24 protein-coding genes are annotated in these 26,270 nt (G+C 71.6%); 15 read left to right on the top strand and 9 right to left on the bottom strand.

Features of this window, described 5'->3' with window-relative positions; genetic code table 11:
• The gene (locus J2X36_RS00675; RefSeq protein WP_310344751.1) at positions 1-1,746 is read right to left on the bottom strand and encodes a DUF3369 domain-containing protein; all 1,746 of its coding nucleotides are present in this window, start codon (positions 1,744-1,746) and stop codon (positions 1-3) included.
• A 505-nt stretch (positions 1,747-2,251) separates the two neighbouring features.
• On the opposite strand from J2X36_RS00675, the gene J2X36_RS00670 reads away from it, so the two are divergent.
• The 7 genes from J2X36_RS00670 to J2X36_RS00640 all read left to right on the top strand — a co-directional run bounded on the left by J2X36_RS00670 (position 2,252) and on the right by J2X36_RS00640 (position 8,387).
• Entirely contained in the window at positions 2,252-2,980 is a 729-nt protein-coding gene (locus J2X36_RS00670) for a response regulator transcription factor (RefSeq protein WP_310344748.1), read from the top strand.
• A gap of 34 nt (positions 2,981-3,014) precedes the next feature.
• Positions 3,015-3,497, top strand: coding sequence for a hypothetical protein (locus J2X36_RS00665; RefSeq protein WP_310344745.1), 483 nt, complete (start codon positions 3,015-3,017; stop codon positions 3,495-3,497).
• 106 nt (positions 3,498-3,603) lie between these two features.
• Positions 3,604-3,825: a hypothetical protein gene (locus tag J2X36_RS00660; RefSeq protein WP_310344742.1), complete on the top strand. Its 222-nt coding sequence runs from the start codon at positions 3,604-3,606 to the stop codon at positions 3,823-3,825.
• 93 nt (positions 3,826-3,918) lie between these two features.
• Entirely contained in the window at positions 3,919-5,658 is a 1,740-nt protein-coding gene (ggt, locus tag J2X36_RS00655; RefSeq protein WP_310344739.1) for a gamma-glutamyltransferase, read from the top strand.
• 71 nt (positions 5,659-5,729) lie between these two features.
• Positions 5,730-6,518: a 1-acyl-sn-glycerol-3-phosphate acyltransferase gene (locus J2X36_RS00650; protein WP_132251856.1), complete on the top strand. Its 789-nt coding sequence runs from the start codon at positions 5,730-5,732 to the stop codon at positions 6,516-6,518.
• A gap of 146 nt (positions 6,519-6,664) precedes the next feature.
• A complete protein-coding gene (locus J2X36_RS00645; RefSeq protein ID WP_132251859.1) occupies positions 6,665-7,111 on the top strand; it encodes a hypothetical protein in 447 nt (148 codons plus the stop codon).
• A 160-nt stretch (positions 7,112-7,271) separates the two neighbouring features.
• Positions 7,272-8,387 (top strand): DUF2125 domain-containing protein, encoded by a 1,116-nt coding sequence (locus J2X36_RS00640; RefSeq protein WP_132251862.1) that lies wholly within the window; start codon positions 7,272-7,274, stop codon positions 8,385-8,387.
• A gap of 4 nt (positions 8,388-8,391) precedes the next feature.
• Here J2X36_RS00640 and J2X36_RS00635 read toward each other — a convergent pair whose 3' ends face one another.
• Positions 8,392-8,856, bottom strand: a complete 465-nt coding sequence (locus J2X36_RS00635) for a molybdenum cofactor biosynthesis protein MoaE (RefSeq protein ID WP_310344735.1) — start codon at positions 8,854-8,856, stop codon at positions 8,392-8,394.
• Between the two features lie 232 nt (positions 8,857-9,088).
• On the opposite strand from J2X36_RS00635, the gene J2X36_RS00630 reads away from it, so the two are divergent.
• Positions 9,089-10,108: a gamma carbonic anhydrase family protein gene (locus J2X36_RS00630; RefSeq protein WP_310344731.1), complete on the top strand. Its 1,020-nt coding sequence runs from the start codon at positions 9,089-9,091 to the stop codon at positions 10,106-10,108.
• A gap of 7 nt (positions 10,109-10,115) precedes the next feature.
• Here J2X36_RS00630 and J2X36_RS00625 read toward each other — a convergent pair whose 3' ends face one another.
• From J2X36_RS00625 to J2X36_RS00610, 4 genes are all read right to left on the bottom strand, one after another.
• Positions 10,116-10,673, bottom strand: a complete 558-nt coding sequence (locus J2X36_RS00625) for a pyridoxamine 5'-phosphate oxidase family protein (RefSeq protein WP_132251870.1) — start codon at positions 10,671-10,673, stop codon at positions 10,116-10,118.
• Positions 10,674-10,713: 40 nt separating this feature from the next.
• Positions 10,714-11,112 (bottom strand): type II toxin-antitoxin system VapC family toxin, encoded by a 399-nt coding sequence (locus J2X36_RS00620; RefSeq protein ID WP_310344722.1) that lies wholly within the window; start codon positions 11,110-11,112, stop codon positions 10,714-10,716.
• Entirely contained in the window at positions 11,109-11,390 is a 282-nt protein-coding gene (locus tag J2X36_RS00615; protein WP_310344719.1) for a hypothetical protein, read from the bottom strand. The genes J2X36_RS00620 and J2X36_RS00615 overlap by 4 nt, the downstream gene beginning before the upstream one ends.
• A gap of 63 nt (positions 11,391-11,453) precedes the next feature.
• The gene (locus J2X36_RS00610) at positions 11,454-12,074 is read right to left on the bottom strand and encodes a TetR/AcrR family transcriptional regulator (RefSeq protein ID WP_405029701.1); all 621 of its coding nucleotides are present in this window, start codon (positions 12,072-12,074) and stop codon (positions 11,454-11,456) included.
• Positions 12,075-12,274: 200 nt separating this feature from the next.
• Here J2X36_RS00610 and J2X36_RS00605 point away from each other — a divergent pair, with 200 nt between their 5' ends.
• On the top strand, positions 12,275-15,688 hold the full coding sequence (locus tag J2X36_RS00605; RefSeq protein ID WP_310344716.1) for an acyl-[ACP]--phospholipid O-acyltransferase: 3,414 nt from the start codon (positions 12,275-12,277) through the stop codon (positions 15,686-15,688).
• 102 nt (positions 15,689-15,790) lie between these two features.
• Here the strand turns inward: J2X36_RS00605 and J2X36_RS00600 are convergent, their stop codons facing one another.
• Both J2X36_RS00600 and J2X36_RS00595 read right to left on the bottom strand, forming a co-directional pair.
• Complete coding sequence (locus J2X36_RS00600; RefSeq protein ID WP_310344713.1) at positions 15,791-16,930, bottom strand: aminotransferase class I/II-fold pyridoxal phosphate-dependent enzyme; 1,140 nt, start codon at positions 16,928-16,930, stop codon at positions 15,791-15,793.
• A 436-nt stretch (positions 16,931-17,366) separates the two neighbouring features.
• Complete coding sequence (locus J2X36_RS00595) at positions 17,367-17,837, bottom strand: DUF4279 domain-containing protein (RefSeq protein WP_310344710.1); 471 nt, start codon at positions 17,835-17,837, stop codon at positions 17,367-17,369.
• A gap of 553 nt (positions 17,838-18,390) precedes the next feature.
• Between J2X36_RS00595 and J2X36_RS00590 the strand changes: the two genes are divergently transcribed.
• From J2X36_RS00590 to J2X36_RS00570, 5 genes are all read left to right on the top strand, one after another.
• Positions 18,391-18,906 carry a DUF4188 domain-containing protein gene (locus J2X36_RS00590; RefSeq protein ID WP_310344707.1) on the top strand — a complete coding sequence of 172 codons (516 nt, stop codon included), beginning with the start codon at positions 18,391-18,393 and terminating at the stop codon, positions 18,904-18,906.
• 57 nt (positions 18,907-18,963) lie between these two features.
• Entirely contained in the window at positions 18,964-20,217 is a 1,254-nt protein-coding gene (locus J2X36_RS00585; protein WP_310344704.1) for an adenosylmethionine--8-amino-7-oxononanoate transaminase, read from the top strand.
• Positions 20,218-20,312: 95 nt separating this feature from the next.
• Positions 20,313-20,711, top strand: a complete 399-nt coding sequence (locus tag J2X36_RS00580) for a response regulator (RefSeq protein WP_132251885.1) — start codon at positions 20,313-20,315, stop codon at positions 20,709-20,711.
• 148 nt (positions 20,712-20,859) lie between these two features.
• Positions 20,860-21,534, top strand: a complete 675-nt coding sequence (locus J2X36_RS00575; protein WP_310344697.1) for a MarR family winged helix-turn-helix transcriptional regulator — start codon at positions 20,860-20,862, stop codon at positions 21,532-21,534.
• Positions 21,535-21,646: 112 nt separating this feature from the next.
• Positions 21,647-22,567, top strand: coding sequence for a DMT family transporter (locus J2X36_RS00570; RefSeq protein WP_310345544.1), 921 nt, complete (start codon positions 21,647-21,649; stop codon positions 22,565-22,567).
• 23 nt (positions 22,568-22,590) lie between these two features.
• Here J2X36_RS00570 and J2X36_RS00565 read toward each other — a convergent pair whose 3' ends face one another.
• Positions 22,591-22,866 (bottom strand): hypothetical protein, encoded by a 276-nt coding sequence (locus J2X36_RS00565; RefSeq protein WP_132251887.1) that lies wholly within the window; start codon positions 22,864-22,866, stop codon positions 22,591-22,593.
• Between the two features lie 371 nt (positions 22,867-23,237).
• Between J2X36_RS00565 and ileS the strand changes: the two genes are divergently transcribed.
• Positions 23,238-26,213, top strand: coding sequence for an isoleucine--tRNA ligase (ileS, locus tag J2X36_RS00560; protein ID WP_310344693.1), 2,976 nt, complete (start codon positions 23,238-23,240; stop codon positions 26,211-26,213).
• Positions 26,214-26,270 lie beyond the last annotated feature (57 nt).

Genomic DNA, 26,270 nt, shown 5'->3' with positions numbered 1-26,270 from the left:
TCAGATCAGTTCCACGGCCGCGTTGGGGAAGCGGATCGCGAAGGTGGCGCCCCGGCCCGGTCCCTCGCTCTCGGCCGTGGCCCGGCCCCCGTGCAATTCCGCGATGCGCTTCACGATCGAGAGGCCGAGGCCCGTCGAGCCCTCGCCCGCCGTGGGCTTCGCCGAGAGGCGCTGGAAGCGGCCGAACAGGCGCCCCGCATCCTCCGGCGACAGGCCGGGCCCGTGGTCGGAGACGGCGCAGACCGTCTCGTCCGCGTCCCGCCAGACCGCGACCCGGATCGCCCCGCCGGGGAAGCTGTACTTGATCGCGTTCGAGACGAGGTTGTCGATCGCCTCGCGCAGGCGCTCCGTGTCGCCGCAGAGCCAGGTCTCGCCCGGAAGCGCCGCCTCCAGGCCCTGGTCCTTGAGGTCGGCCAGCGGCCGGTTCGCCTCGCAGACCTCGCGGGCGAGGGCGGCGAGGTCCACGGGCTCCCGGCGCAGGGTGATGTCGAGGGCGTCGTTCATGGCATCCGCCATCAGGCTCTCGATCATGCCGGTCAGGCGCTTGGCCGAGCTGCGGATGTGGTCGGCCTGCGCCCGCATCTGCTCCCCCGGCGGCGGGCTCATGCCGGTGAGGTCGTTGAGCATCTCGGCGCGGCCGAGGATGACCGCGAGCGGGTTCTTGAGATCATGCGCGATGGTGCCGAGGATCTCGGTCTTGAGGCCGTTCGCCCGGCGCAGGTCCGAGCGCTGCATGCCGAGGCGGCGGTTCGCCCGGATCAACTCGGCCGTGCGCTCGACCACGCGCTGCTCCAGCCCGACATTCGCGCGCTGCAATTGCTCGTAGAGGATCACGTTGTCGAAGGCGATGGATAGCCGGCTCGTGAACAGGTCGATCAAGGCCCGGTCCGTGTCGGAGAGCGAGCGGTCGGCATCGATCAGGGCGACGATCTCGCTGCCGCTCGCGGTCTCGAGGTAGAGCGTCGAGCAGCGGGTCCCGAAGCTGTGGCGGCGCTCGGCGAAGGTGCGGGCGACGATCGGGTGCACGTCCGCGTCGAGGGGCCAGGCCGGCTCGCGGCCCATGTAGTGGTGGTAGCAGCCGGAGCCGGCGAGCACGCAGAAGCGCTCGTCCGTCTCCCCGTTCTCGCGCAGCACCAGGATGCCGGCGCAATCGACGTTGAGGAGCGAGGCGACCTGGGTCAGCATCCCCTCCGCCAGGAGCTGCATCGACTTGTGGTCGAGGAGCATCGGGGCCGCGTCGATGATGATCTCCAGGCCCCGCCGGGTCTCGTGGAGGCGCTTGAGCTGCTGGTAGGCGCGCAGCGCCGCGGTGAGGCTCGTGAAGAGCTTGTCGGCGGTGAGCTCCGTCTTCGCCTTGTAGTCGTTGATGTCGTAATCGACGATGACGCGCCGCTCCGGCGCCTGCCCCGGCTGGCCGGTGCGCAGGATGATCCGCGCGGTCTCGTCCCGCAATTCCCGGCGGATGAAGTCGACGAGGACGAGGCCCGCGTCGTCCGTCTCCATCACCACGTCGAGGAGCACCACCGCGATGTCGCGGCGCGCCCGCAGGAGCGCGCGCGCCTCCTCGGCGGAATGGGCGGAGAGGATCTCGAGCCCCCGCCCGTCGAGCGTGTAGCCGGCGAGCGCGTAGCGCGTGCCCTCGTGCACCGCCGGGTCGTCGTCGACGACCGCGACGGCCCAGGTCCCGGCCCGCTCGGGCAGGGACGGCACCTCGTCCGGGATCAGGTGGAGGATATCGTCGTCCATCGTACCGTTCCGACCAAGCCGCAACCGCGGGTTTCACGTATCCGGCGCCGATGGGCCGCATTGTCCTCAAGCCGATCCGAGATGAAAGCCCTTTGTGGCCCCTGTGCGGTCGGCTCGGTGCGGGAGGGCACAAACAAAAGAGACGCCCCTCCGGCAAGCCTCATCAGTTGATCGGGCGTCTCGTCCAGCCATTCCGCCGTCATCAAGACTGTGGAATGACGCGTCGACGCCGTGGCATCGGACCCGCCTTCAGGCTTGATGGCTCCGGCCGGCCGGCCTCGACAGGTTTCGGGCAGCTCTGACCGGAGCCGGGCGGCGGCGAAACCGGTCGTTGACAGAACGGGGCGTGCATCGCCAGAGGGGCTCGCATGATGCATGATGCAATCTTGCCGTGTAACGGCGCCGGGCATCCGCCGATGCCCGCCCCCTGGAAGCGAGACCCCTCGATCCGCGTGCCCGCGAGCGTGATGCGTCAGATTCCCAACGAGCCGGGACGGAGCGGCCGGTGAGCGCGAGTGCCGCTCACGTCGTCGTCGTCGACGACGAGGCCGAGGCCCGCGCGATGGTCGGCGACTACCTGCGCCTGCACGGGTTCGACGTGACCCTGTGCGACGGGGGACGCGCGCTGCGCGCGCACATCGCCGAACGCACGCCCGACCTCGTGGTCCTCGACCTCAACATGCCGGAGGAGGACGGGCTCTCGATCGTGCGCGACCTCAAGGCGCGGAGCGCGATCCCGATCATCATGCTCACCGCCACGGCGAGCCCGATCGACCGCGTCGTCGGCCTGGAACTCGGCGCCGACGATTATCTCCCCAAGCCCTGCGAATTGCGCGAGCTCGTGGCGCGGGTCCGCTCCGTGCTGCGGCGGGCGCAAGCGACCCCCCGTTCGGAGGCACCCGCGGCCGCACCCGAGGCCACGCGACGGATCCGTTTCGGCACGAAGTGGCTGGAGCCCGATTCCCTCCGCCTCAGCGACGATGCCGGCCTCGAGCAGCCCCTGACCCGCTCGGAATACGACCTCCTGAAGGCCTTCGCGGACCACCCGAAGCGGGCGCTCTCCCGCGAGCGGCTCCTCGACCTCGCCGACGCGCGCGATCCCGACGCCTTCGACCGGGCGATCGACGTGCGCATCAACCGCATCCGCAAGAAGATCGAGCCCGACCCGGCCAACCCCCGCTTCATCCGCACCGTGCGCGGCCTCGGCTACGTCTTCCGCCCCGAGGGCGATTGAGGAGGGGCGGTCCGAAACGCGCTATGACGGGCTCATGCGCGTCCTCGGCCGTCTCGTCCTCATGGCTCTCGGCCTCCTCCTGGCGATTCCCGCCGGCGCCGGGGCGCTGACCCTCCTGCTCGTCCTCGATCCGGCCGCCCAGGGCTGGCTCGCGGACGGCGCGCTGGCCGGGCTCGACGCGCTCCTGCCCGATCTCGCCGCGGGGCTTTCCCCCGAGACGCTGCCGATCGTGCTGGCCGGCCTCGCGCAGGCGCTGTTCGTGCTCCTCGTCGTGCCCCCTTGCCTCGTCGCCCTCGTCGGGGAGACGCTGCGGCTGCGCAGCCTCGTCTGGTACGGCGGCGCCTGCGGCCTGCTCACCGCCTCCCTGCCCTGGCTGGTGCGCGGCGCCCCGCGGCCGGGCGGCGCTGCGGGCCGGCTCGCGGCGGAGGGGCACCTCAGCGCGATCCTCTTCCTCGCGGGTGCTGCGGCGGGCCTCGTCTACTGGCTTGTGGCGGCCCGGGGCACGGATCCCCGATAGGTCCGGGGAGAGGGTCGCAAGGCCGTGACCTCGGCCCCCGCGGCGACGGGGCCGCGCGAGGGGGCTCGGCGCCCGGCCGTCAGACAGTGGAGTGTGGCACCGAAAGATGACGGAGACCGGAGACCCGACGAAGCGTCGATCCCTGACGGTCGCCCGTGCCCTCACCGCTGCGGCCTGCCTCGTGCCCCCTGCGGGAGGGGCGCTGGCCGGCTCCGCCGCCCAGCCCGGCCAGACCCGGCTCGCCCCGCCGCTCGCCTGGATCTCGGCCAGGATTTCGGCGTCAGCGACCTGTTCGGCGGCGACCTGCCGCCCGACACCCGCTTCCTGACGCAATCCGCCTCGCCCTCGCACCCTCGTCACCCGGCACCAGGGGGAGCAGCCCTTGCGGCCGGCGCGACGCTTGCGCCCTATCTGGAGCGCCATGACCCGCACCGGCTCCCTCGCCCTCGCCCTTCTCCTGTCGGTCTCGGCGCCCGCCGGCGCGCAGGAGCCGCCCGCGCCCGAGACCGCTCCGATCCAGGCGGACGACGCGCGGTTGCTGCCCGTCCTGGCGAGCCACGGCATGGTCTCCTCGCAGGAGGAACGGGCGAGCCGCGTCGGCGTCGAGATCCTTCGGCGGGGCGGGAACGCCGTCGACGCCGCGGTGGCGGTGGGATTCGCGCTCGCCGTCACCCTGCCGCGGGCAGGCAATCTCGGCGGCGGCGGCTTCATGATGGTGCATCTCGCCGCCCGCAACGAGACCGTGGCGATCGACTACCGGGAGACGGCGCCCGCCGCCGCCAGCGAGACCATGTTCCTCGGCCCCGACGGCGAGCCGGACCGCGCCGCCTCGACCCGCACCGGCAAGGCGGTCGGCGTGCCGGGGACGGTGCGGGGGCTTGCCGAGGCGCATCGGCTCTACGGCTCCGGCCGCCTCAGCCTCGCGGACCTGATCGCCCCGGCGGAAAGGCTCGCCCGGGAGGGCATCCCGGTCGAGGCGGGCCTCGCCGATTCGCTGCCCCGCGCCTCGGGCCTCCTCGGCCAATGGCCGTCGAGCCGGGCGATCTTCTTCTCGGGCGACCGGACGCTCCAGCGCGGCGAGACCCTCGTCCAGCGCGACCTCGCCGACACGCTCCGAGCCGTCGCGGAGGGCGGGCCGGACGCCTTCTACCGCGGGCCGGTCGCCGCCCGCATCGCCGCCGCCGTGCAGGGGACGGGCGGCGTGATGACGGAGGCCGACCTCGCCGCCTACAAGCCCGAGACCCGCACGCCGGTGCGCGGCACCTACCGGGGCTACGACATCGTCTCGATGCCGCCGCCGAGCTCGGGCGGGGTCCATCTCATCGAGATCCTCAACGTGCTGGAGGGTTTCGACCTGGCCGGGATGGGGGCGGGCAGCGCCGCCGCGATCCACACGCTGGCCGAGGCGATGAAGCCGGCCTACGCCGACCGCGCCACCTGGCTCGGCGATCCGTCCCGCACGCGGGTGCCGGTGAAGGGCCTCATCGCCAAGCCCTACGCCGACACGCTTCGCGCCGCGATCGACCCCGAGCGGGCGCGGCCCGCGGCCGCCGTGAAGGCCGGCGACCCGCTGCCCTTCGAGCATACCGAGACAACGCATTTCTCGGTGGTCGACGCGGAGGGCAACGCCGTCTCGAACACCTACACGCTCAATTTCTCCTACGGGATCGGGCTCGTCGCCGAGGGCACCGGGGTGATCCTCAACAACGAGATGGACGATTTCTCCGCCAAGACGGGGGCGCGCAACGCCTACGGCCTCGTCGGCGGCGCGGCGAACGCCGTGGCGCCCGGCGCCCGGCCGCTCTCCTCGATGACCCCGACCTTCGTCTTCAGGGACGGGCGCCTCCTCCTCGTCACCGGCAGTCCCGGCGGCAGCCGCATCATCACCACCGTCCTGCAGGTGATCGTGAACGTGCTCGATTTCCGCATGAATCTCGCCGAGGCCGTGGCGGCGCCGCGCATCCACCACCAATGGCAACCGGACGTGCTGCTCGCCGAGGAGGGGCTCTCCCCCGACACCCTGGCGATCCTGAGAAGCCGGGGCCACACGGTGAAGGTGGGGACGAGCTCCGGCTCGGCGAATTCGGTGATGCGGGTCGACGGGCTGCTCGCCGGCGCCTCGGACCCGCGCCAGCGCGGCACCCTGGCGGAAGGGTACTGACGGTTGGTGGTGGCGCGCAGGGCAGGCTAAAGGGAGCCCGCGCCGCTCCCGGCGCACGATTCCGGTCGCCCATGCTCGCCCTGCGCTCGCTCGCCTTCAACGTCTGCTTCTACCTCTTCACCACGCTGCTCGCGGTCGGTGGCCTGCCCACCCTCGTCTCGCAGCGGGCGGTCATCCGGCTCGCGCAGACCTGGGCGCGGGGGACGCTGTGGCTCCTGCGCGTGGTGGGGGGCTTGCGGGTGGAGTTCCGGGGCCTCGGCAACATCCCCGAGGGGCCCGTGCTGATCGCGGCCAAGCACCAATCCGCGCTGGAGACGCTCGCCCTCGTCACGATGTTCGACGACTTCGCCTACATCCTGAAGCGCGAGCTGCTCTGGATCCCCCTGATCGGCTGGTACCTGTCCCGCAGCGGAATGGTGGCGATCGACCGCACCAAGGGCACCCGCGCCATGGCGCTGATGAACGAGGCGGCTCTGGGCGCGATCCGGCAGGGGCGCCAGCTCATCATCTTCCCCGAGGGCACCCGCCGCCCGCCCGGCGCGCCGCCGGCCTACAAGCTCGGCCTGACCCATCTCTACGTGGCGCTCGGCGTGCCCTGCCTGCCCGTCGCCCTCAATACGGGGCTCTACTGGCCGCGCCGCAGCCTCAAGCGCCGCCCCGGCACCGCCGTGATCGAGTTCCTGCCGCCGATCCCGCACGGGCTTGCCCGCGCGCCCTTCCTGGAGGTGGTGGAATCGCGCGTCGAGACCGCCTCGAACGCGCTCCTCGCGAGCGGCCGCGCCGACCTCGCCGCCGCCGGCCTGACCGTGCCGTCCGCGGAGACGCCGCCGAAGCCGGAGCGGAGCCGCAGCAGCGCCTGAGCCGCGCGGAAATCCCGTTCCCGAGGTGCGATATCACGCCTCGGGAGCCCCGGTTCCGCTTGTGGATAACCCTCCGAATACCCACCTTTCGGGTACGGTAGCGGCGTCCTTGACGCGGGCGAATCGAGCGGGATAGTGTAGAACAAATGGCGAACAAGAGAGCTTTGTCCTGGTCGGCCGCGCTCCGCGACCTCAAGGACGATCGGTCACGGAGACAGGACGTGCGCGAAGAGCGTCTGAGAACGACGGCGAGCCTGCGCGGTACCCCGGCGCTGGCGCTGAGCGCGTGGCGCGGCCGCTCCGGCAAGCGCTACGTGGTCGGCGTCCACGACCTGAGCGAGCCCGATCTCGAGGAGATGGGGGAGGCCGTGGTGATCGCGGTGCGCCGCGACGAGGCGGGCATCGCCGAACTCGTGGCCGTGGCCGCCGCCGGCGAGAGCCCGCGCGAGCGCCTGCACCGCAACTGGCTCGCCCGCGTACGCACGAACGGCGCCAACGAGATGCACGTGCACCGGCTGGCCGGCAGCGCGGACGAGCGCAGCGCCATCGTCGACGACCTCAAGAGCGACGTGGGCGCGCCTGCCCGCGTCTGAGCGGCGGCCGCTTCGTCGGGGGATCGGGGGCGGCTGCCATGCTTTCGCCCCGTTGGACCGACCATGACGCTGCCTGAGGCCGCAGGGACGCCAACCGAGCCCTTGCGCGCCCGCCGCCGGGCCGCGTCGAGCCCGCGGACCTGTTCAGGGAGCGGACGAGATGGTGGGTGATCCGGAATCGCGGGCCGAGCACTCCGTCCGCGCGAAGCCCCGCTCGCGGATCGGCCTCTTCCTGCCCTTCGGCCTTCTCCTCGCCCTCGTCGTCCTCTGGTCCGCCGGCTGGGTCTTCATCCGGGACCGGGCCGCGAAGGAGATGGACGCCTGGATCGCCCGCGAGGCGGCGGCCGGCCGCGCCTGGACCTGCGCGGACCGCTCCATCAGCGGCTATCCGTTCCGGATCGAGCTGCGCTGCGCCTCCCTCAAGCTCGCCCGCTCCGACGGCGGCTTCACGCTCGGGCCGATCACCGCCCTCGTCCAGATCTACCAGCCCCGGCACGGGCTCCTGATGGCGCAGGGGCCCTTCCACGTCGACCAGGGCGACCTCACCGCCGACGTGACCTGGACCGCGCTGGAAGGCAGCTTCCACGGGGCATCGGACGGCTTCGTGCGCGCCTCCCTCGTCGTCGACGACCCGAAGGGCAGCGTGCGCGGCGCCGGGCCGGAGCCGATCGACTTCGCCACGAAGCACCTCGAGCTCCACGCCCGGCCGACGCCCGGCCGCTTCGAATCGGACGGGGCCGTCGACGTGAGCCTGCGCGCGGCGCAGGTGCTGCTGCCGGTGATCGACGCCTTCGTCGGCAGCGCGGCGCCGGCCGACCTCTCCCTCGACGCGACCGTGAACCGGGCCACGGTGCTGCGCACCGGCCCCGTCCCGCAGGAACTGGAAGCGTGGCGCCAAGCCGACGGCAGCCTCGACCTGACGATGCTGTCCTTCGCCAAGGGCGACCGCCGCCTCCAGGCCCGCGGCACCCTCGACATCGACGACGCGCATCGCCCGGCCGGTCAGCTCGACCTGCGGGCGGCGGGCCTCGAATCGATCGTCGGCCAGATCATGGGCCAGCGCATGGGCGCGGAGAAGGGCGCCCTGATCGGCAACCTCGTCGGGCAGCTCCTCGGCGGGATCCGGCGCAAGGATCGCGGACCGGATGCGCCGGCCGAGGGCGGGACGGCGGGAGACGCCGCGCTGAAGCCGCTGCCCCCGTTGCGGCTCGCGGACGGGCGGCTGATGCTCGGGCCCTTCCCGATCCCGAACGTGCAGCTGCCGGCCCTCTACTGAGGCCTCAGCCTTCCCAGCGCCCGGCGGCGAGATCGTCCGCCGCGGTCGCCTCGACCCAACCGCCGACGCTGCCGTCGGCGAGGTGCTCGCGCTTCCAGAACGGGGCGCGCGTCTTGAGGTAGTCCATCAGGTAGCTCGCGGCCTCGAAGGCGGCCGTGCGATGGGCCGAGGCCGTCAGCACGAGCACGATGCCGTCACCCGGCGCCACGCGGCCGTGCCGGTGCACGACGCGCACCCCGGCGAGCGGCCAGCGGGAGCGGGCCTCCTCGACGACGCGGGCGATCTCGGCCTCCGCCATGCCCGGATAATGTTCCAGTTCCAGGGCGGTCAGGCGCCCGCCCTCGTCGCGGCACAGGCCGGTGAAGGTCACGACCGCGCCGGCCCGGCCCGCCGTCTCCGCGGACAGCCGGGCGATCTCGGCGGCGACGTCGAAGGGCTCGGCCTGGATGCTGACGGGGGACGTGGTCACGGCAACTCCCGATGCGGGGCGGGCGCCGCCGCGCTCGGGTGGCCACCCCGCGCGAACGGCGCTAAGAGCCTGTCGCAGAACTCGCCCCGCGATGCCAGGGCTCTCGGCCGGACGCGCCTTGGCCGGACGCGCTCGGGTCGGCGCGCGGAAACGCTCGACTCGATGGCCGTGCGCGTGCGCCTATGGGCCTTGAGCGAGTCGCGGCCGGTTCGCGATCCGAAGGACGACCCGTGTGACGCCAGACCTGATCCTGCCCCATGACGGCGTGCTGCCGCAATTCGCCTCCCGCCCCGTCTGGTGCGGGCGGGGCAGCACGGTGATCGGCGCCGCGACCCTCGGCGCGCAGGCTTGGCTCGGGGACGACGCCGTGATCCGCGCCGACGGCCAGACCGTGACGCTGGGCGACCGCTTCTGGCTCGGCCACCGCTCGACCGTTCACATCGCCACCTTCACCCACGGCACCCGCGTCGGCGACCGGGTGACGGTCGGGCGCAACGCCGTGGTCCATGCCTGCGCGGTCGGGTCCGATGTGGTGATCGAGGACGACGTCGTCATCCTCGACGGCGCCACCGTCGAGGGCGGCGTGGTGATCGAGGCGGGCTCGACGGTGTTCCCCCGGGCGAACCTGCCTGCCGGCTTCGTCTATTCCGGCAGCCCCGCCAAGCCGCAACGCCCGATCACGCCCGAGGAGATCGCCGAGCGCGCCGAGCGCCTGCGCGAGGCCAGCGGCGACAGCGCCCCCGTGCCGCCGGCCGACGCGCCGGAGGTCGAGGAGAGCGTTTTCGTCGCCCGCACTGCGCGGCTGCGCGGCCGCATCGCCCTCGGCGCCGGCTCAACCGTGCTGTTCTCCTGCGAGTTGAGCGCGGAGGCCGGCCCGATCGTTGTGGGCGCCGATACCAACATCCAGGACAACAGCGTCCTGCGCAGCCGGGGCGAGGGCATCGTGATCGGGCGCGACACCACGATCGGCCACAACGTGCGCATGGCCGATTGCCGGATCGGCGCCCGCAGCCTCATCGGCATCGGCGCCGCCATCGCGCCGGGCACCGTCATCGCCGACGACGTGATGCTGGCGGCCGGCGCCACCACCGACCCGGGCCAGCTGCTGGAGGGCGGCCAGCTCTGGGGCGGGCGCCCGGCCCGCATCCTCGGGGCGCTCGACGCCGAGAAGCGCGCCATGATGAGCCGCATCGTCGAGGGTTATTGCGAGCACGGCCGCGCCTACCGGAAGCTTCAGGCGGAGGCCCCTTGAGGGAGTCTCAGGCCTCGTCGAACAGGCCGGTCGGCAGGCCGTCGAGGCTGCGGGCGTTCTTCTCCCGCCGGTAGGCGTCGAGCCCCGCCTCGCCCTTCGCGGCGGCCCAGCGGTCGAGGTTTGCCCGCTCCTCGCGGTAGTCGAAGAGAGGCACGGCGTAGCCGCAGGAGGTCTGCACGAGGTCGATGGCGAGGTGCACGATCTGGCGGGCGCCGGGGGGCTCCGTGCCGCCGAAGGCCGTGTCGAGGAGGCGCGCGTAATCCGCGCCGCCCCGCGCCAGCACCGTGCCGCGCCCGTAGAGCCGCAGGATCATCGGCAGGCCCTCGAAGGCGCAGAGCATCAGGGTCAGTCGCCCGTCGGCCAGGAGATGGGCCGCCGTCTCGTTGCCGCTGCCGGTGAGGTCGAGATAGGCCGCCGCGTCGTCGCCGAGGATGCGCAGCTCCCGCGTGCTGCGCGGCGACACGTTCACCCGCGTGCCGGCGGCGGCAGAGGCCGTGAAGAAGACGTGCTGGCGCCCGATGAAATCGCGCAGGCGTTCGTCGAGCCTTGGAAACTGCTTGGCCATGGAGGGCGCCCTGACAGGGTGGCGGGTTGCCTTCAGAAGGCTAGGGTGCGGCGTTCCACAGGCGCACGATGCCGAGATGATCCCAGTCCGCCTCGTTCGAAGCTGCGACGAGGTCTTCCGACTGCGCCTGTGCGACGATCATGCGGTCGAACGGATCGGCATTGGCCAAAGTCAGGAGTCCGGCCCGGAATGCGTGCCGGCTGGTCACCGCCAGATCGACGATCCCGCAGGCTTCGAGGATCTCGGCCCAGTGGGCGACGAGGTAGGACGCCTCCGGGAGCTTGCCCTTCCGGTACTTGGCCGCGATCTCCCAGGCGGATGCCGCGCTCACGAAGACCTCGTTTTGCGGATCCGCGATCGCTTCCCTGACCGGATCCGGAAGACGCGTATCGCCAGCAGCGAACCAGATCAGCGCGTGCGTGTCGAGGAGGAGCCTCAATCCTCGCCCCAGGCGCGCCGCTCATCCTCGGAGAGGGGCTCGAAGAACTCCGGACCGATCGTGAACCTGCCTGCAAAGGCGCCGAACCTGCGCGGCTGCCGGTCGGCTGGACCCTGTGCGGTCTCCGCATCCAGGACCTTCTCCAGCGTTTCGGCCTCGCGGATCACACGGGGGCTGACGCCGGACTGCCTGAGATCGCGGAGCGCATCCCGCGCCGAGCGCACCGCCGCGTCACGCGGATCCTCCCCCTGGCGCCGTGATGCATCACCGCGCTCCATGCGGCGGTCTCCTTCGCTGGCTCGCGCGAGAATGTGGGAAGACCCTGCGCCTTTCAAGACCGATCACCCGAGGAACCGCCTGACCAGCATCTGCCCCAACGCCCGCGGCGATTCCGCGGTCAGCATGGCGAGCTTGCGCGAGGTCGAGAGGGCGGCAAGGCCGTGAAGGCCGGCCCAGAGAGCCGCCACCGCCTGCCGCCGCTCCTCGGCCTCCGGGATCAGCGGCGCCAGGACCGCGTCGACCGGGCGGATCGCCTCGGAGAGCGCCTCCGCGTACCAGTCCGGAAAGGGGGCGCCGGGCGCGGTCGTGTATTCTGAGACGAGGCTCCACACCGCCGGGTTCGCGGCCACGAAGGCGAGGTAGGCGTCGGTGAGCGCCAGCGCGTTCTCGCGCGGCGACACCTCCGGCCGGGTCGCCGCGAGCAGCGTGTCGCGCAGGCGCCCGAAGGTGCGGGCATTGACCCGCAGCACCACTTGGTCGAGGTCGCCGACCGCATTGTAGATCGAGTTCGGCGCGTAGCCGATCGCGCTCGCGAGCCGGCGCATCCCGAGGCCCCGCAGGCCCTCGGCGCGCAGGAGCCCCTCGGCGGTCTCCGTCACGAGGGCGAGGAACGCCTCCCGGTCGTGCTCGCCGCGCGGACCCGTGCCGCGCCTCCCGCTTCGCTTTCCCGCCACCTTTGCCACGCATCCTCCCATCGGCGTGCGCGCCCGCACCCGGCGGGCCTTCTAGATTGTACGGCGTGCAAATTCAACGTTGCAGGCCGAACGGAGCGGATCTAATTCTTGTACACCGTTCAAAAACGGCGGCCGCACAGAGCGGGCCACGCCGGATTTGACGCTTTACCGATCGGCGGGCAGTCATGCGCTCAGCCGGGGAGGCAACCATGTTCCGCTCGCTGATGACGGCGCGACGCTTCGCGCCCTTGTTCTGGTGCCAGTTCTTCTCGGCCTTCAACGACAACTTCCTCAAGAACGCGCTCGCCTTCCTGATCCTGTTCAAGATCGGCGAGCGCGATCCGGGGCATTCCGGCATCCTAATCACGCTGGCGAGCGCGGTCTTCATCGGCCCGTTCTTCATCCTGTCCGGCCTCGGCGGGCAACTCGCCGACCGCTACGACAAGGCGATCATGGCCCGGCGGCTCAAGTTCGCCGAGATTTTCGCGGCGGCGACCGCCGTCATCGGCTTCTTCCTCCATTCCGTGCCCGTCCTGTTCGTGGCGCTCGGCCTGTTCGGCGTGATCGCGGCCCTGTTCGGCCCGATCAAGTACGGCATCCTGCCCGATCATCTGCGGCGCGAGGAATTGCCGGCCGGCAACGCGCTCGTCGAGGGCGCCACCTTCCTGGCGATCCTGCTCGGCACGATCGTGGCGGGGCTCGCCACCGCCGCGGGCGGCAGCGGGGCGGCCTTCGGCGCCATGATCATGGGCTTCGCCCTGCTGTGCTGGCTCTCGGCCCGGCTGATCCCGCGCACCGGCGAGGGCGCGCCGGACCTGCGCGTCGACCCGAACGTCGCCCGCTCGACGGTGGAGCTTCTGCGCGACCTCTGGTCCGATTCTCGCCTGTGGCGCGGCTCGGTGATCGTGAGCTGGTTCTGGCTCGTCGGCGCCGTCGTGCTGTCCCTGCTGCCCGTCCTCGTGAAGACGGGGTTGAACGGCTCCGAGACCGTGGTGACGCTCCTGCTCGCCACCTTCTCGGTCGGCATCGCGCTGGGCTCCGGCCTCGCCTCCTGGCTCGCGAGCGGGCGCATCGTTCTCCTGCCGGTGCCGGTCGGCGCGGTGCTGATGGGCCTGTTCGGCCTCGACCTCGCCTGGACGGTGGCGCACCTGCCCCCCGCCTCGGGCCCGATGGTCGGCGCCGCCGAGTTCCTGGGCACCGGCACGGGCCTGCGGGTGGCGATCGACTTCCTCGGCCTCGCGATGGCGGGCGGCCTCTACATCGTGCCCTCCTTCGCCGCGGTGCAGGCCTGGACCGACAAGGCCAAGCGCGCCCGCGTCATCGGCGCCGTCAACGTGCTCACCGCCGCCTTCATGGTGGCGGGCACCCTGGCGCTCGCCATGCTCCAGGGGGCGGGCTTCTCGATGGCCGCCCTGCTGGCCCTCGTCGCGATCCTCAACCTGATCGTCGGCGCGGTGATCTTCGCGACCCTGCCCACGAGCCCGTTCCGCGATTTCCTCTCGATCTTGTTCCGCGCCTTCTACCGGCTGGAGGTGCGGGGCCTGGAGAACGTCGAGAAGGCGGGGCCGAACGCCATCGTGGCCCTCAACCACGTCTCCTTCCTCGACGCGCCGCTCGCCCTCTCGCTCCTGGAGCAGGAGCCCGTCTTCGCGATCGACCACGGCATCGCGCAGCGCTGGTGGGTGAAGCCGTTCCTGACGATCACCAAGGCGATGCCCCTCGACCCGACGCGGCCGCTCGCCACCCGCACGCTGATCAACGCGGTCAAAGCCAGCGAGACGCTGATCATCTTCCCCGAGGGCCGGCTCACGGTCACGGGCAGCCTGATGAAGGTCTATGACGGCGCCGGCCTCATCGCCGACAAGTCGGGCGCGATGGTGGTGCCGGTGAAGATCGAGGGGCTGGAGCAGACCGCCTTCTCGCGCCTCTCCCGCGCCCAGGTCCGCCGCCGCTGGTGGCCGAAGGTGACCGTGACGGTGCTGGAGCCGGTCCGGCTCACGGTCGACCCGGAGTTGAAGGGCAAGGCGCGCCGCCAGGCGGCGGGCGCGGCCCTCTACGGCATCATGTCCGACCTCGTCTTCCGCACCGCCGACATCGACCGCGGCCTGATGGAGGCCCTGATCGAGGCGGGCGACCGCCACGGCTGGCGCCGCAGGGCGGTCGAGGATCCGATCGGCGGCACGCTCTCCTACGGCCGCCTCGTGATGGGCGCCAACATCCTGGCCCGCAAGCTGATGCCGCTCGCCCCCGTCGGCCGGCCGGTGGGCGTGATGCTGCCGAACGCCAACGGCGCGGCCGTCACCTTCTTCGCCCTCGCCTCGGCCGGCCGGGTGCCCGCGATGATCAACTTCTCGGCCGGGCCCGCCAACATTCTCTCGGCCTGCAAGGCGGCGGAGGTGCGCACGGTGCTCACCTCCCGCGCCTTCATCGAGAAGGGCCGCCTGAGCGGCCTGGTCGAGGCGATCCGCGGCGAGGTCGAGATCCTCTACCTCGAGGACGTGCGCGCCACCGTCACGCTCGGCGACAAGATCCGGGGCTTCCTCGGCCCCCGCAAGCCGCTCGTGGCGCGAAAGGGCGACGATCCGGCCGCGATCCTGTTCACCTCGGGCTCCGAGGGCACGCCGAAGGGCGTGGTGCTCGCCAACCGCAACATGCTGGCCAACACCGCCCAGGCCGCCGCCCGCATCGATTTCGGCCGCACCGACAAGGTCTTCAACGTGCTGCCGGTCTTCCACGCCTTCGGGCTGACGGTCGGCCTCGTGCTGCCCCTGATCTCGGGCGTGCCCGTCTACCTCTATCCCTCGCCGCTGCATTACCGGATCGTGCCGGAGCTCATCTACGGCTCGAACAGCACCATCCTGTTCGGCACCGACACGTTCCTGGCCGGCTACGCGCGGGCCGCCCACGCCTACGACCTGCGCTCGCTCCGCTACGTGCTGGCCGGCGCCGAGGCGGTGAAGGACTCGACGCGGCGCACCTGGGCGGAGAAGTTCGGCCTGCGCATCCTCGAGGGCTACGGCGTCACCGAATGCGGGCCGGTTCTCGCGCTGAACACCCCGATGTTCAATCGCTTCGGCACGGTCGGCCGGCTGATGCCCGGCATGGAGGCGCGCCTCGAAGCCGTGCCCGGCATCGACACGGGCGGGCGCCTCTTCGTGCGGGGGCCCAACGTCATGCTGGGCTACCTGCGCGCCGAGAAGCCGGGCGTGCTGGAGCCGCCGGCGGGCGGCTGGCACGACACGGGCGACATCGTGACGATCGATCCGCCGGGCTTCATCACCATCAAGGGCCGGGCCAAGCGCTTCGCCAAGGTGGCGGGCGAGATGGTCTCGCTCGCCGGCATCGAGGCGCTCGCCGCCGATCTCTGGCCGGAGGCCCCGAGCGCGGTCGCGGCGGTGCCCGATGCCCGCAAGGGCGAGCGGCTGATCCTGTTCACCGAGCGGAAGGGGGCGACCCGGGCCGAGTACCAGAGCTTCGCCAAGGGCCGCGGGGCCACCGAGATCGCCATTCCCGCCGAGGTGGTGGTGCTCGACCGGATCCCGATGCTCGGCACCGGCAAGGTCGATCAGGTCGGCGTGACGCGGCTCGCCCGCGAGCGGGCGCAGGCCGTCGAGGCGGCCTGAGACGGGCCGCGGGCGCGTCGGAGCGCCCGCGATGCGATCATCGGTGCGATCACCGTTCGGGGGCCTGGGACGTTGATCGCGATCACGTCGCGCGCGGGGGGCTCAAGCCCGCAAGTCGCGCAAGTCCCGCAAGGCCTCGGCCAGCGCGTCGACCTGCGCCTCGCTGTGGGCGGCCGAGAGGGCGATCCGCAGGCGGGCGGTGCCGGCCGGCACGGTGGGCGGGCGGATCGCCACGACGAGGAAGCCCCGCGCCTCGAGCGCCGCCGAGAGCGCGAGCGCGCCCTCCGCCGCGCCGACGAGGATCGGCACCACCGCGCTCTCGGCCTCCGGCAGCCCGAGCCGGGCCGTGAGGCGGCGGGCGAGCACCAGGGGCCGGGCGGCGCGCTCCGGCTCCGCCTCCAGGATCTCGAGGGCGGCGAGCGCCGCCGCGGCGGAAGCCGGCGGCAGGCCCGTCGTGTAGACGAAGCTGCGCGCCCGGCTCGTCAGGAGGTCGACGACGGCCCGGCTCGCGCAGACATAGCCCCCGTAGGAGCCCAGGCTCTTCGAGAGCGTGCCCATCTCGAGCGGCGCCCGCGCGCCCGGCTCGACCACGCCGAGGCCGTGCGCGTCGTCGACGAGGGTCCAGGCGTCGAAATCCTCCGCCAGGGCCAGGATCTCGGGGAGCGGCGCCCGGTCTCCGTCCATGCTGAAGACCCGCTCGGTCAGGATCAGCGCCCGCCTGCAGGCCGGCCGGTGCCGGTCGAGGAGGCGCCGCAGGTCGGCGAGGTCGTTGTGGCGGAAGCGGACCACCTCCGCGCCCGAGACCCGCGCCCCCGCCCAGAGGCAGGAATGGGAGAGCGCGTCCGCGAGCACGAGGTCGCGGGGGCCGACGAGGGCCGGCGTGATGCCGAGATTGGCGAGGTAGCCGCTGCCGAAGACGAGCGCCGCCTCCTTGCCCTTGTAGCGGGCGAGCCGCTCCTCGAGCGCGGCGAGCAGCGGGTGGTTGCCGGTCACGAGCCGGGAGCCGCCGGCGCCGGCGCCGTAGCGGGCCGTCGCCGCCTGCGCCGCCGCGATCACCCGCGGGTCGTTGGCGAGGCCGAGATAGTCGTTGCAGGAGAAGGAGCTCAGCCTCCGGCCGTCGCGCTCGGCCAGGGCGCCCGCCGTGCGGATCGTCGGCCGCAGGCGGCGGCGCAGGGCCGAGGCGTCGAGCTCGATGAGCTTCTCGCGCGCGAAGGTTTCGAGGCTCGTTCCGGAATCGGACATCAGAGCGTGAAGCACGCGCAGGCCGGAGGCTGTCAAGCGGCGGCCCGAACCGGACTTGGGTCAGTTTGAAATGTGAGCGCGGCCGAGTCCGCTCCGCGTTCCCGCGTCATTACCTCCCGCAGGCGTATGCTTGGCGCCAAGCAGGAGGAATGTATGTGGAAGCCCTGGCAGGGACGGCGTTATGGAAATCACCTGCTGCTGCCAGGCGAGAGTTGGTATGCATGGCGGAATAATGGGAAACTCCGCCATCCCGAGCCGCACCATCCAGTCAACATTGTCGAAGCAGCAATGGAAGACCGGCCCGGCTATGGCGGGTTCATGATCTGCCTGACGCGGGCGCGTCGAATCGGCTTAGGAGCATCGAGGACATCGCCGCGCTTGTTGAGGCTGCGGCGCTCGCGCCGGGCAAGCGTGGGCCGTACCAGAAAAGAGCGGTCTAAGCTGCTTGCGTCGTCTCGCCATCGCGGTGGAAGTCGGTTTCTACAGTTCCGCCAGCCTCAGTCACGACATAATGAAATGACCGGCTAATCTCTGGAAGCTCTGAATCGGCCGTGCCATACCAGAACACATCAACTCTGAACTTTATATCTGATTCGTTGACGAGGGCCTGTATTTTTGCAAGCGTCTTATTGGGCCATTGAGAAAATTCACCAATGACCAATCGCTCCAGAGCGGCAAGGTGTTTCTTTAAACTACTTGAATGTACGACATTCCGGGTACTATAGACCCAAAGGCCAAACTGCCTTTCGCGTATCTCGTGCTTGATTCGGTACGTATCGCCGCGCTTGTACGAGAGCGTAGGCGATGTCTCCATGATCGCAGAGATCAGTTCAGGATCGAGGTCGACGCCCTGAAATACGACAGACGCATACGTAGCGGGGAGCGGCCTAGAGTCAGTACTCGTCATGCAGGTTTCCGATCTCATCGCCGCTTAGCTTTCCGACCACGTCGCCGTTGTCGTAAATTACTGTGTCATCTCTAGGACTCAGTCCTGCCGCCTGCTTGATCGTGTGCAACGCATCGCTGCACCTATAGGGGTCTATGCCCAACTCCTTGCTAACGTGTGGAACCGGATTTCCGCCCCGATCCCAAATGACGCGACGTGGCAACCGGGTCTCTCATAGGGTTGCTACGTCGCTCAGCGCGCAGCCCCTCGCCAAGGGTGCCACGGTATCCCATCCCGCCTGCCAGGCAACCCCCGCGCCATGCCCAATCGGTGCCTGAGCCTGAATGCCCAAAGCAAACGATCCCTCGCCGACGCGCGGTGCAAACGGCGTCGTTCGGTGGCTTCGGCGAGCGAGGTCGGCGGAGTCAAGCTGAGACATTCCTCCTAGGCCGGAAGCCTGGCCGCGGGCCCGGGGCCGTGCGATCCTGGACCGAGGCCGGGATGCGGGGAAAACCCGTTCCGTGCGGGGGCCGCTGCCCTTTAAGATCGGGAGAGACGAGGGTCGGGTGAAGCCATGATCGGCGGCAGAAGAGAGCGGGTGCCGGATTTCTCGAACCATCCGGATCTCGTCGTCATCTATCTCGGGATGAAGGTTCGGGCCCTCTACGGCCTGAAGACCCTGATCGGGTTCGGCGCGCCGATCGAGAAGGCCGGCGCCGGCCGCCCGGACGGGCTCCTGCATTACGAGAACAACATCATCTTCAGCCTGCGCCCCCTGCATGTGGGCATGCGCTGGTACTGGCGCGACATGGACAGCCTCATCGCCTGGTCGAGATCCGAGCCGCACCGGCAATGGTGGGCGGATTTCCTGAAGGACACGCGCGGCGTCGGCATTTGGCACGAGACCTATCACATGCGCGGCGGCATGGAGGCCATCTACAACGACGTGCAGACGCCGGTGGGCTTCTCCGCCTTCCTGCCGATGCAGGAGGCGCGGGGCTCCCTGGCGAGCCGCCACCGGCTGCACGCCGCATCCGATCTCGGCGCCCTGCCCTCCGAGAACCGCCCGGACGCCGCCGCTCTTCCCTGAGCCCGGGCCGTTCCCGCCCCTTGACCGCGCCGCCCGCGCGCCGCAATCCCGGCCGCAATGCCCGCGCACGACACCCATCTCTGGCGGCCCTACACGCAGATGAAGGGGGCGGCCCCGCCGCTCGAGGCGGTGCGCACCCACGGCAGCCGCATCGTGCTCGCGGACGGGCGCGAACTCGTCGACGGCATCGCCTCGTGGTGGACGGCGGTCCACGGCTACAACCATCCCCACATTCGCGAGGCCCTGGTCGCCCAGGCAGGCGCGATGCCGCACGTGATGTTCGGCGGCCTGACCCACGCGCCGGCCGAGCGGCTGGCCGCCCGCCTCGCCGCCCTGCTGCCGGGCGACCTCGACCACGTCTTCTTCACGGATTCGGGCTCGGTCGCCGTCGAGGTCGCCCTCAAGATGGCGGTCCAGCTCTGGATCAACCGCGGCGTTCCGGGCCGGACCCGCATCCTCGCCTTCCGGGAGGGCTATCACGGCGACACCCTGGGCGCGATGTCGGTCTGCGATCCTGACGAGGGCATGCACCGCCGCTTCGGCGCCTACCTGCCGGGGCAGGTCTTCTGCGACCTGCCGCGCGACGCCGGGACGGAGGCCGCCCTCGACGCGGCGCTCGCGCGCCACCGCCACGAACTCGCCGCCGTCATCGTCGAGCCCCTCGTCCAGGGGGCGGGCGGCATGCGGATGCACCCGCCCGAGACGCTGGCGGCGATCGCCCGCCTCGCCCGCCGCCACGGCCTGCCCCTCATCCTCGACGAGATCTTCACAGGCTTCGGGCGCACCGGCACCCTCTTCGCCTGCGAGCAGGCGGGAATCGTGCCCGACATCCTGTGCCTGTCGAAGGCGCTGACCGGGGGCACGCTGGCGCTCGCCGCCACGGTCGCCCGCACCGAGATCTTCCAGGGCTTCTGGTCGGACGACCCGGCCGCCGCCCTGATGCACGGGCCGACCTTCATGGCGAACCCGCTCGCCTGCGCGGCGGCCAATGCCAGCCTCGACCTGTTCGAGCGGGAGCCCCGCCTCGCGCAGGCCCGCGCCATCGGCGAGCAGCTCGCCGCGGGAATGGCGCCGCTCGCGCGCCTTCCGGGCATCCGGGACGTGCGCGTCCTCGGCGCGATCGGCGTCGTGCAGTTCGAATCGCCCCCCGATCTCGCGGAGCTGAAGCGCGGGCTCGTCGCGCGCGGCACCTGGGTGCGCCCCTTCGGCGACATCCTCTATCTCACGCCCGCCCTCACCATCGGGCAGGACGATCTCGGCCATCTCCTCGCGAGCGTGGGCGCGAGCGTGCGGGAAGCGGTTTCCCCCTGAGAGAGTGCTGCAACCCGGAGGATGGTTCCACAGTTGGGATTGCGACACGGTTCACCGGGATGCCCGCCCGGTGCGCCGGCCCTGGATCTGGGAGGATGCACACGGTGACGAACGAGACGACGAGCCCCTCGGACGACCGGCCCGTGATTCTCCTCGTCGAGGATGAGGCCCTCACCATCATGGATCTCGGAGACGTCCTGGAGAATGGCGGCTACGAGACCGTGCAATGCGCCTCCGCGGAGCGGGCGCTCAGCATCCTGCAGGCGCGGCCCGACATCTGCGGCCTCGTCACCGACGTCGAATTGTCGGGGCGGACCAACGGGTTCGACCTCGCCAATTCCGTGGCGGAGGCTCGTCCGCAACTCCCCATCGTGATCGTCTCGGGGCGCGCCGCGCCCGATCCGGAGCGGATGCCGGCGGGCGCCCGCTTCATCGCCCGCCCCTGCAGCGGCGAGGACATCCTCGACCAGTTGCGGAGCCTGCTTCCCTGCTGAGGCGGCGGACCGGGCCCCCGCCGCGCTGTCATCGCAGCTTCACACGAAACCGTCACATGCCGTTCCGGTCGGCACCCGACCCCGTCCGGGGCCGGGCGCTCGGCCTTGGCCGTTTCGGCCGGACAGGCAGCGTGAGAAGGTGTAGGCGATGAGAGCGGCGGAGGATGGTCTGTCGGCCGCGTCGAGCGACGAAGTCTCCGGCATGCAGGCGAGCGGCAAGGTCAAGCCGGGGAAGGAATCCGGCAGGGAACCCTCCCTTGCGGAGGGCAAGCCGGGGCGGGAGGAGCAGCGGCGCCTGCGTCCCCCCGGCGCCAAGAGCGTGGGCTGGGCCCTCGTCCAGGCGGCCCGCCTCCACCGCTCCCGCATCGGCGACCGGCTGGCCGCCCTCGACCTCTTCGCCGGCCAGGAGCAGGTGGTGCAGGCGCTCGCCGCCGCCGGCACCATGACGATGGGCGATCTCGCCGCGACCCTGCGGGTCCGCCCGCCCACCGCCTCGAAGACGATCTCGCGGCTCGCCGCCCTCGGCTTCGTGGAGCGCCGGGCCGAGGCCGGGGACGGCCGCATCGTGCGGGTCCGGCTCACCGAGACGGGCCTTGCCCGGGCGGCCGCGATCGAGCGGCTCTGGGACGAGGTTGAGGCCGAGCTTCTCGACGGGTTCGACAACAAGGAGCGCCGCCGCCTGCGCAAGCTCCTGCGCAAGGTCGCCCGCAACCTCGCCGACGTCACCGGCGCCGCGGGCCACGAGGCGGAAGCGGAGCTCGACGGCGAGGAGGAGGACGAGGCGGGGCTGATCGCGCCGGACGCGGTGATCCGCCCGCTCTAGGGCCTGCCCTGCGCCGCCCGCCGTCGCGCCCGCCGGCCGGACCCTGTAAGCCCCGACTCTCGAACGGCGGAGGCGGCACGGCGCGGTGGCAGGGAACGGGCACGGGGCGGGGATCGCGGCGGAGACCGGGGAGCCGAAGGCCGAAGCGGCACCCGATCCGCGCCGCCTCGCGGGCATCGGGCTGATGTGCGCGACGGTGGCGTTCTTCGCCTGCCTCGATGCCTCGGCGAAGGCGCTCGCGGGCTTCGGCGTCGACCCGCTCCTGACGACCTTCATGCGCTATGCGGTCAGCGTCGCGCTCATCTCCCTCGTGCTGAACCCGGTGACGACGCCGCACGTGGCCCGGACCCGGCGCCCGCTCCTGCAGGTGTTGCGCTCGCTGCTGCTGTTCGGCTCCACCGCCTTCAACTTCGTGGCGCTCCGCCACCTCCAGCTCGCCGAGACCCTCTCGATCCAGTTCGCCGTGCCCCTCGCCGTCGCCCTGCTCGCGGGGCCGCTCCTCGGCGAGTGGTCCTCGCGCGAGCGCCTCGCGGCAATCGGATTCGGCTTCCTCGGCGTCCTCGTGATCGTGCAGCCGGGCGTCGGCGGGGTGCAGCCGGCCGTGCTCTACAGCCTCGGCAACATGCTCTGCTACGCGCTCTACATCATCACGACGCGCAAGCTCGCGGCCTACGATTCGACCGCGACGACGATGTTCTACTCGGGGCTCGCAGGTCTCGCGCTGATGAGCCCGCTCCTGCCCTGGATCTGGACGAGCCCGGCCACGCCCCTGGCCTGGGCGCTCCTCGTCGGCGTCGGCCTGTTCGGCACGCTGGGGCACTGGCTCCTCGTCCTCGCCCACGCGCGGGCGCCGGCCAACGTGCTCGCGCCCTTCATCTACACGCAGCTCCTGTGGTCGGTGCTGCTCGGCTATGCGGCGTTCGGCGACGTGCCGCGGCGGACCACCCTCATGGGTGCGGCGATCGTCGTGGCCTCGGGTCTCTACCTGCTCGCGCGGGAGCGCCGGGCACGAAAGGCGCGGCCGGCCGCCTAAAGGGGCCGGCCGCGCGGCGCGCCTCAGCGGCGGTGATACCGGCGGTGGTGGCGGGAATGGCGGCGCGAGCGCAGGTCGGTGCGGTAGGCGCGCCGGCCTGGATCGATGCCGAGCGCCCCGTTGACGGTGCCGACCGCGCCGCCGACGGCGCCGCCCACGATGCCGCCGACCGGGCCGGCGACCCGGTCGCCCTCGGCCGCGCCGCGGCGGACGCCGCCCGGCAGGCCCTGCGCCTCGGCGGCGCCGGACAGGGTGAGCGCCGACAGCGCGAGCGTGGCGGCGACGAGAATGCGTTTCATGGCAGGTGAGTCCTCATTGCGTTGTCTCGCTTCCTGAGAGGCCGGCCTGCGGCACCCGGAAGGTTGCCGGATCAACGGCCGAGCTTGGAAAAAGTGGCAGGCGTGCGATCCGAAGTCGGCTGCGTCGCGAATGCGCAACACTCCGGCGCGCGCATGGCCGCTGGTCTCCGGCCCGCGCCGCTGCTAGAAGCGGCGTCCCATGCGCGACGTCTTCGATCCGCGCGGCTTGCGCCGCCCCACCCGAATTACGGGCCCGGCCTCCGTGTGAGGCCCCGCGCCCGCGCGGGAGCCCCGGATGCCGGGAGAGCGAAGTCGCCGGTCGACGGCCGGCCCGACAGACCCGCCAGACGAGCGCGAAGACGCCTGACCTCATGAGCGACAGCACCGACGCCCCGGCCACCCGGGACTATTCGCAGACCCTGTTCCTGCCCCGCACCGAATTCCCGATGCGGGCGGGCCTGCCCGTGCGCGAGCCGCACCTCCTGGAGCGCTGGGCCGGGATCGACCTCTACGGGCGCATCCGGAAGGCCGCGGCGGGACGGCCGAAATTCGTGCTGCACGACGGCCCGCCCTACGCCAACGGCAACATCCACATCGGCACGGCGCTCAACAAGATCCTCAAGGACGTGATCGTCCGCAGCCAGGGCGCGCTCGGCCACGACGCCAATTACGTGCCGGGCTGGGACTGCCACGGCCTGCCGATCGAGTGGAAGATCGAGGAGCAGTACCGCGCCAAGGGCCGGAACAAGGACGAGGTGCCCGTCATCGAGTTCCGGCAGGAGTGCCGCACCTTCGCGGGCCACTGGCTCGACGTGCAGCGCGAGGAGTTCAAGCGCCTCGGCGTCACCGGCGACTGGGACCATCCCTACGCGACCATGGCCTTCCCGGCCGAGGCGGCGATCGCCCGCGAGCTCCTGACCTTCGCCATGACGGGCCAGCTCTATCGCGGCTCGAAGCCGGTGATGTGGTCGGTCGTCGAGAAGACGGCGCTCGCCGAGGCCGAGGTCGAGTACGAGGACCACGTCAGCGACACGATCTTCGCCGCCTTCCCGATCCGCGAGGGCGCGACGGGCGACCTCTCCGGCGCCCGCATCGTGATCTGGACGACGACGCCCTGGACCATCCCCGGCAACCGCGCCGTCGCCTACGCGAAGAAGGTGGCCTACGGCCTCTACCGCGTCACGCAGGCACCGGACGACAATTGGGCGCGGCCCGGCGACACGTTCATCCTCGCCGACGCGCTGGCCTCCGGCGTCTTCTCGGCCGCCCGCGTCGAGGCGCAGGAGCGCCTGCGCGACGTGTCGCCCGAGGAACTCGCCGGCCTCACCCTGTCGCACCCGCTCGGCGGCCATGTCGGCGGCTACGACTTCCCCGTCCCGCTCCTCGACGGCGAGCACGTCACGGAGGAGGCGGGCACCGGCTTCGTCCACACGGCGCCGGGCCACGGCCGCGAGGATTTCGAGCTCTGGATGGCGAGCGGGCGCCTGCTCGCGCAGCGCGGCATCGACACGCGCATCCCCTACACGGTCGACGCCGACGGGGCGCTGACCGGGGAGGCGCCCGGTTTCACGGGAAAACTCGTTCTTAACCATAAGGGCGAGAAGGGCGACGCCAACAAGGCCGTCATCGCGGCGCTGACCGAGTCGGGCAACCTGATCGCCCGCGGCGTCCTGCGCCACAGCTACCCGCATTCCTGGCGCTCGAAGAAGCCGGTCATCTTCCGCAACACGCCGCAATGGTTCATCGCCCTCGACAAGCCGGTCGAGAGCCTGGGCAACCGGACCCTGCGCGAGGTCTCGCTCCGCGCGATCGCCGACACCGAATGGGTGCCGCCGCAGGGGCGCAACCGCATCAACGGCATGGTCGAGAACCGGCCCGACTGGGTGGTCTCGCGCCAGCGCGCCTGGGGCGTGCCGATCACCGTCTTCGTGAGGAAGGGCACGAGCGAGGTGCTGCGCGACGAGCGCGTCAACGCCCGCATCGTGGACGCCTTCGCCGCGGAGGGCGCGGATGCGTGGTTCACGGATGCGGACGGCGCCCGGTTCCTCAGGCCCGACCACGACCCGGCCGATTACGAGAAGGTGACGGACGTCCTCGACGTCTGGTTCGATTCGGGCTCGACCCACGCCTTCGTGCTCGACGATCCGGAGGCGTTCCCGGGGCTCTCCGGCGTGCGCCGCAGGCGCGACGGGGGCGCGGACACCGTGATGTACCTCGAGGGCTCCGACCAGCATCGCGGCTGGTTCCAGTCCTCGCTCCTCGAATCCGCCGGCACGCGGGGCCGCGCGCCCTACGACATCGTCCTGACCCACGGCTTCGTCCTCGACCCGAAGGGGCTGAAGATGTCGAAGTCGAAGGGCAACGTCGTGGCGCCCCAGAACGTCATCAAGGATTCGGGCGCCGACATCCTGCGCCTCTGGGTGGCGGCCTCCGACTACGCCGACGACCTCCGGATCGGGCCGGAGATCATCAAGACCTTCGCCGAGACCTACCGGAAGCTGCGCAATTCGCTCCGGTGGATGCTGGGCTCGCTCGCCCACCGGGTGCCCGGGCAGGACGTGGCCCTCGGGCAGATGCCGGAGCTGGAGCGCTTCATCCTCCACCGGCTGGCCGAGCTCGACGGCGAGGTCCGCGAGGCCTACCGCACCTTCGACACGAAGCGGGTCGTGGCGCTCCTCAACGGCTTCATGACGGGCGACCTCTCGGCCTTCTACTTCGACGTCCGCAAGGACACGCTCTACTGCGACCCGATCTCCTCGACGGCCCGGCGCGCGGCGCTGCAGGTCATCGACGAGGCCTTCCGGCGGGTCACGATCTGGCTGGCACCCGTGCTCGCCTTCACGGCCGAGGAGGCGTGGCTCGACCGCTACCCGTCCGAGGACGGCTCGGTGCACCTGCAGACCCTGCCGGAGACCCCGGCGGAATGGCGCGACGAGGCGCTCGCCGCGCGCTGGCAGAGGATCCGCCGGGTGCGGCGGGTGGTGACGGGCGCCCTCGAGATCGAGCGGGCGCAGAAGCGCATCGGCGCGAGCCTGGAGGCCGCCCCCAGCGTGCACGTCTCGGACCCCGACCTCCTCGGGGCCCTCGACGGGATCGACTTCGCGGACATCTGCATCACCTCGGCCATCCGGATCGAGGCCGGCGAGGGACCGGCGGACGCCTTCCGCCTCGACGAGGTCCGCGGCGTCGCCGTGGTGCCGGGGCTCGCCGAGGGGCGCAAATGCGCCCGCTCCTGGCGCGTCAGCCCGGATGTCGGGATGGATCGGGACTATCCCGACGTGACCCCCCGCGACGCGCAGGCCCTGCGGGAGTGGGATGCGGCGCACGGCACCGCGAGCGCGGCGTGAGGCTGGACCCGATCGGTTCTCACCCATCCCCTTCCCCGCGCGGGGCGGGGAGGGCCT

The organism is Methylobacterium sp. BE186 (genome assembly GCF_031457035.1).
In the GTDB taxonomy this organism is placed as follows: domain Bacteria; phylum Pseudomonadota; class Alphaproteobacteria; order Rhizobiales; family Beijerinckiaceae; genus Methylobacterium; species Methylobacterium segetis.
Note: the sequence above shows the minus strand (reverse complement) of the source record. Positions and strands in the feature narration are given on the sequence as shown.